We start from the raw sequence: 5773 nt of genomic DNA, 5'->3' as shown, positions 1-5773 counted from the left end.
ATCAAAACACATCATAAAATATAGATTTCCTAGCGTCTATTCTGCACTTCCTCATTACTCTAGTTGTTTTATCGATAAATATCTATATCGCATCTGATATGTATCGATGGGATTTATAGATGATATTATCCTTCAATGTCGTTACTTTGTAGTATAAAATTTACCAAATGAATTGTTAATACTTTTTTTAGTTTTTTCACTTCATTGAAGCCGGTAAATTGAATTAACTATAAAAATAATAAACTATAGTTATATAAAGCACAAGTGATGAGAAAGAATTAAAACAAGTGATGAGATTAATATAGAAGTGTATGAATGACCTTAAACGTGGATTTCTTGCAAAAACCAAATGATAAGAAAAAAACACAAATTAATATAAAGAAATCCAAGGTGTGGTTATTAGTACAAGAGAAAAGGGAGGCAGTAAAAGCCTCCTTTTTTTATTGGTTCTATTTTTCTTTTACTCAGGCTTTCGCTTTATTTAAACTTTTGAATAGCTTCCGGGCTTACCGGAGTAAAAAAATTAATCAGGTTTCCATCCGGATCACGAAACAGTAGGGAACGGTTTCCCCAGGGCATTGTTGTAGGCTCCTGTATAATACGATCTGTAAGGTTTTTAATCCTTTCATATTCACGATCTACATCAGCAACCAAAAACTCTATGATGATATTACTTTGATCCTTGGATTCTGTAACATCTTCCCCATGAAACATTTTCATCGTACGGGTGCTTCCTATGGCTATAGTAACAGAATTTGTCCTAAGTTCAGCAAAATCTTCCGTATACCATTGTACAGTAAAACCTATTGCTTTCTCATAAAACTGAACAGATTGTCTGATGTCTTTTGTGATGATTCTTAGTGATGCTAATTTCATATAATCTTGTATTTAAAATAATTGAATACAAAATTAGGAGCAGACTATGACAACAGGGTGTCAGTAGATTAAAATGGAGAAGCATTTATTTTCTTGCAGATTGCACATTATCACAAGTATTTACAACTTATTAATAGAAATTTGCAATATGAATTAGCTGCTTAAAGTCAAGAATCCGTATTTTTCGTCCCTCTGATTTAATTAATTTTTCCTGCTTAAAATCATTGAGGATACGGGCAAGGGTTTCTCTCGCAGTTCCAACCATATTGGCAAGATCTACACGGGATAAGGAGATTAAAATTTCTTCTTCAGGCATATCACTGGATTTATACTTGTCATGAAGAATCAGTAAACTCAGTGCAGCCCGCTCTCTTACAGTACGGTGTGATAAAACCGCAATAAGATTGGCCATTACACTGAATTCATGGCTCAAAGATTTTAACAAAAGCCCTGAAAAAACAGAAGATTGGTTAAGGATCTCAAGAAAGTTGTCTTTTGAAATAAAAGAGATAACAGAATTTTCAAGGGTAGAAGTGGTATCTCCATAAGATTCCTGACTCAAAATAGCCGAATACCCGAAAAATTCCCCGGAACTGTAGATATAGATGATTTGTTCCCGCCCATCATTATCTACTTTATATTTTTTTATTTTTCCTTCATTAAGATAGTAAATACCATTAGGTTTGGTGCCATCCGTAAATATAGCCTCATTTTTTCGGTAGTTTTTAGTTTTCATGGCCTTTAGAAGTAAATCCTTATCATATTCAGGAAGTTCATCAAAAAGATACTGATTGTTGAAAATAAATTTTGAGATCATAATTTTTCTACGAAGGCTATTGAATAAACGTCCAGTTTGTAACTTAAATCACATTTTAAACCAACATAAATCACCAGATTTTCTGCCTGAACGAATTAATTTTACAAAAATAAGAAAATAGATTTTGAATAAGGGGAACATCATAGTTCTGATCATGATAGTTGAAACATGAATTCCTATAAATAAAGAATAATAGTTATTTTAAAAGGGTAGAGGTTTTAAGAATAGCAATGCGGAAGAAGTATAAAATAATTTATTCATCATATAGTAAGGATGTAAAAGAGCACTGGATAAAAATTTAAGTTGACATGTTTTTCACAGCGGTTGCTGACATTTCTAAATTATTTTTTTTTACTTATTTATTTTATCCAGTTGTTTTTTAGACTTAACATATTAAAAATCCTTCAACACACATGTTCAGGCACAGAGGAAAAAACCGTACTTATTTTCACAATTTAAAACTGGCATCAGCGCTTTCTTTTGTTGCCGGGATTGTGAATATTGTCGGTGTTTTATCAGTGAAAATCCTTACTACTAACATCACTGGGCACTTTGCTTTTTTTTCAGAAGAAATTTTTCTTAAAAATTACAGCAATGCGGTTGTTTATCTTGTTTTTATCATCTGTTTTTTGGCCGGTGCGTTTTGTTCAAGTTGTATTGTTGAATTTTCCTCCCTTCATAAGAAATTAAGGCCACATCTTATTCCTTTATTGATGGAGATTTTTATATTAGGATTTGTAGGGGTATCCGGGGTCAGATTATTGGAGATTTCAATATCAGACTATATGATTGCCGGGCTTTTACTGTTTGCAATGGGTGCTCAGAATTCTCTGGTAACGAGGGTCTCTCAGTCTGTAGTAAGGACTACCCACCTGACCGGAATTTTTACAGACCTGGGAATAGAGCTGTCAAAACTGCTTTTTCATGAAAGAGAAAATGAATACAGACAGCTTAAAAAGAATATTGCGCTGAAACTGGTTATTATAGGCTGTTTTTTCTCAGGATGTATTATGGGTGGTTTTTTGTATATGATGATCAACCTTAAAACATTATTGCTGGCTGCAGGATTGCTTTTCGGGATCATCCGGTATGATAAGCTATTATACAGATACTATGCATTGAAGCGGAAACTGAGATAATTTTAAACCATAAAAAATAAACGGTTATTCCAAAACCATAGGAATAACCGTTTTATAATTTATAGAAGAAAGCCTATTGAATTTGAAAATCAAGCGATCTTACAGTATGGGCAGAGAAATATCCTAATGCCCCATTACTGATATTACTTGGCGGATTAGCAGGAGTAACGCTGCCATAACCGTCAGAGATCTGAAGAAGGGCACTGTAATAAGTGAATATATTGGTGTCAATAGATTGCATCTCGACATGGATGACATCTCCCGGTACAACCTCATGGTCTCTTCCTTTATTGTCGTCATTAGGAAGGCCTAAGCTCCATTGATTCGGTTGTCCGTTATTTAGATTGTCAGAAAGTACGCTGATGTATTTTTTAGATAAATCATTGATGGTAAAGCTAAACAGATAACGATTACCCAGTTCTGCAGGATCTGTAAAAATCGGGAGCAGGGTATAAGTTGTTTTATCACCTATTTTAAAAGAATCCTGTGCAAGGCCTTCCAGTTCAACTGCTTTAGGCATAGTACTTTGAGCAGTATATTGTTTTCCCTCTGCGATAACTTTAAGGGTGTAGGTTCTTCCAGGAACTCCCTGAAAGACACTTGTTATATATTCTCCACTTCCTGTATACTGCAAGACCTCCGTTTGTCCTGTATTATCACTTAAAATAACCTGAGCATCTGCAACAGCCGGATACTGATTGGGTTGGGCAAAACCAACAGATTTGGTAATTTTTACGGTGTATAGGCCCTGAACATCTGTGACATTTCCTTCAATGACGATATTTCCGCTCTGGTCGGCAAGATCCAGGTCTATCTCTTTTTGGCAGGAGTTTAATGCAAATACAGATAATATGATAAAAAATACTTTTTTCATGATTTAAAATTTGAAATTGTAAGTGATGTTAGGAACCCAACGGAATAGCGAGGTTTGCATGGCACGGGTGGTTCCGGGATTGTTTGGATTGTCCTCAAAAGTAATGGTGTAGGCATTCTGTCGGCCATACAGATTATAGATTCCGAATGTCCATGATCCACGGAAACGTTTGTTGGATTCCGGCTCATAGGTGGCACTAAGATCCATCCTGTGATAAGCAGGCATTCTGTCTGCATTTCTGCTATTGTATTGAAATATAGTTTGCCCGTTAAGCTCATACTTTCCGATAGGGAAGGTCACTGCATTTCCTGTACTGTAAAGGAATAATCCGGAAAAAGTCCATTTTGAATTAAGCTGATAAGTAGCTACCACAGAAAGGTCATGCGTTTTATCCATTCTCGCGTTATACCATTGATTGTCATTAATCCCGTTGATCTTTCTTTCAGTTTTGGATAAGGTATAGGAAATCCAGCCTGTAAGCTTTCCGCTTTTCTTTTTAGCGATAAGTTCCAATCCGTAAGCTCTTCCTTTACCAAATAATAGCTCACTTTCTACATCTGCTGCAGTACTGAAACCAATTTGGGCTCCGTTTTTGAAATCAATCTGGTTCTGCATAGATTTGTAATAAATTTCGGCATTCAGCTCATAATTATTGTTATTGAAATTTCTGCTGTACCCCACACTGATCTGATCTGCAATTTCAGGTTTCACCGAATAGCTGCTTCCAATCCATTGGTCTGTTGGGTTTCCGCTGCTGCTGTTGCTCAGAAGATGGAGGTTCTGAGTATTTCTGGAATATCCCCCTTTTACGCTGCTCACTTCGTTGATGCGGTAGTTTGCCGTAATACGCGGTTCAAGGTTGGTATATGTTTTCCCGAATTTTCCTTTTTCTAAATACCTGCTTTCTGTAAGCACTCCATTTTCATAGGTGTTGAAAGTATCTCCACCCAGAACGCTGAACATGGAAAGCCTTGCTCCGTAATTAATCGTAAGCTTATCAGTAGCCTTAAAATCATCATTAATATACAATGCATTTTCCCATGAATATCTTGGATTCCTTGGGAAAGAATTAACGATCGTCCCTGAAGCACTGCTAGGCGTCAGGGTATGATAAATAGACTGCAGACCGAAACGTACAGAATGCTTATTTCCTGCAAACCAGGTAAAATCCTGCTTAAGATTCCAGTCCTGTATCTTTGAATTTAAATTAAACTCACTGCCATTGTTTTTCAGCCCGATTTTATAGTCATAATTACTGTAGATAAGGGAAGTATTGGAGAACAGCTTGCTGTTGATGATACTGTTCCATCGCAATGTTGCGGTAGTATTTCCCCAGTCGGTATTAAAGGTATCACCCAGACCTAATACATCTCTTCCAAAATATCCAGAAAGATAGATACGGTTATTCTCATTGATCTGGTAATTAGCCTTCAGATTAAGATCATAGAAATATAACTTATTATCTTTATAATCTTTTGAAGACTTAAGGAATAGGTCTGCATACGTTCGTCTGCCGGATACAATAAAAGATGACTTTTCTTTCTGAAGAGGCCCTTCTACACTTAGCCTGCTGCTAATCAGCCCGATTCCTCCATTAATGTTATAATTTTTGTTGTTTCCGTCCTTCATTTTAACATCCATTACAGAAGAAAGACGGCCTCCATACTGTGCCGGGCTGTTTCCTTTAATAATGCTGGCGTCCTTTAACGCATCACTATTGAACGTACTGAAAAAACCAAGCAAATGTGAAGCATTATAAACCGGAGCCTCATCCAGAAGAATCAGGTTTTGGTCTGTAGCACCACCACGTACACTGAAACCGCTGCTTCCTTCACCGTTACTTTTAATACCCGGCAGAAGCTGTATGGTTTTCATCACATCTTTTTCACCAAATAATACAGGAAGTTTCTCAATATTTTTGATGCTTAATGTTTCAGTTCCCATCTGGGCACTGGATAAATTTTTATCCTTTTTAACTCCGGATACAATTACTTCTTCTATTGTATTTGTATTGGATTTTAGCTCCTCCTGAATAAGGAAAAGATCCAGTTTCATGTTCTGGTCAAC

5 protein-coding genes are annotated in these 5773 nt (G+C 36.1%); 1 reads left to right on the top strand and 4 read right to left on the bottom strand.

The features are described 5' to 3' along the window. Positions 1 to 477 precede the first annotated feature (477 nt). Both BBH99_RS08670 and BBH99_RS08665 read right to left on the bottom strand, forming a co-directional pair. Positions 478 to 876, bottom strand: coding sequence for a VOC family protein (locus tag BBH99_RS08670; protein ID WP_066694684.1), 399 nt, complete (start codon positions 874 to 876; stop codon positions 478 to 480). 130 nt (positions 877 to 1006) lie between these two features. Beyond that, entirely contained in the window at positions 1007 to 1693 is a 687-nt protein-coding gene (locus tag BBH99_RS08665; protein ID WP_066694682.1) for a Crp/Fnr family transcriptional regulator, read from the bottom strand. A 413-nt stretch (positions 1694 to 2106) separates the two neighbouring features. Here BBH99_RS08665 and BBH99_RS08660 point away from each other — a divergent pair, with 413 nt between their 5' ends. After that, positions 2107 to 2832, top strand: a complete 726-nt coding sequence (locus tag BBH99_RS08660) for a YoaK family protein (protein WP_066694680.1) — start codon at positions 2107 to 2109, stop codon at positions 2830 to 2832. A gap of 73 nt (positions 2833 to 2905) precedes the next feature. Here BBH99_RS08660 and BBH99_RS08655 read toward each other — a convergent pair whose 3' ends face one another. Together BBH99_RS08655 and BBH99_RS08650 are read right to left on the bottom strand one after the other, a co-directional pair. Then, positions 2906 to 3706: a DUF4249 domain-containing protein gene (locus BBH99_RS08655; protein WP_066694679.1), complete on the bottom strand. Its 801-nt coding sequence runs from the start codon at positions 3704 to 3706 to the stop codon at positions 2906 to 2908. A gap of 3 nt (positions 3707 to 3709) precedes the next feature. Continuing rightward, positions 3710 to 5773 (bottom strand): TonB-dependent receptor plug domain-containing protein (locus BBH99_RS08650; protein WP_066694678.1); only part of this gene is annotated, 2064 nt, incomplete at its 5' end.

This window comes from Chryseobacterium contaminans (assembly GCF_001684955.1).
GTDB classification, from domain to species: Bacteria; Bacteroidota; Bacteroidia; order Flavobacteriales; family Weeksellaceae; genus Chryseobacterium; species Chryseobacterium contaminans.
Note: the sequence above shows the minus strand (reverse complement) of the source record. Positions and strands in the feature narration are given on the sequence as shown.

What these genes read in the sequence shown, in the direction of transcription:
- BBH99_RS08655 (WP_066694679.1), bottom strand. Translation starts at nt 3,706, where the DNA reads ATGAAAAAAGTATTTTTTATCATATTATCTGTATTTGCATTAAACTCC.
- BBH99_RS08670 (WP_066694684.1), bottom strand. Translation starts at nt 876, where the DNA reads ATGAAATTAGCATCACTAAGAATCATCACAAAAGACATCAGACAATCT.
- BBH99_RS08660 (WP_066694680.1), top strand. Translation starts at nt 2,107, where the DNA reads ATGTTCAGGCACAGAGGAAAAAACCGTACTTATTTTCACAATTTAAAA.
- BBH99_RS08665 (WP_066694682.1), bottom strand. Translation starts at nt 1,693, where the DNA reads ATGATCTCAAAATTTATTTTCAACAATCAGTATCTTTTTGATGAACTT.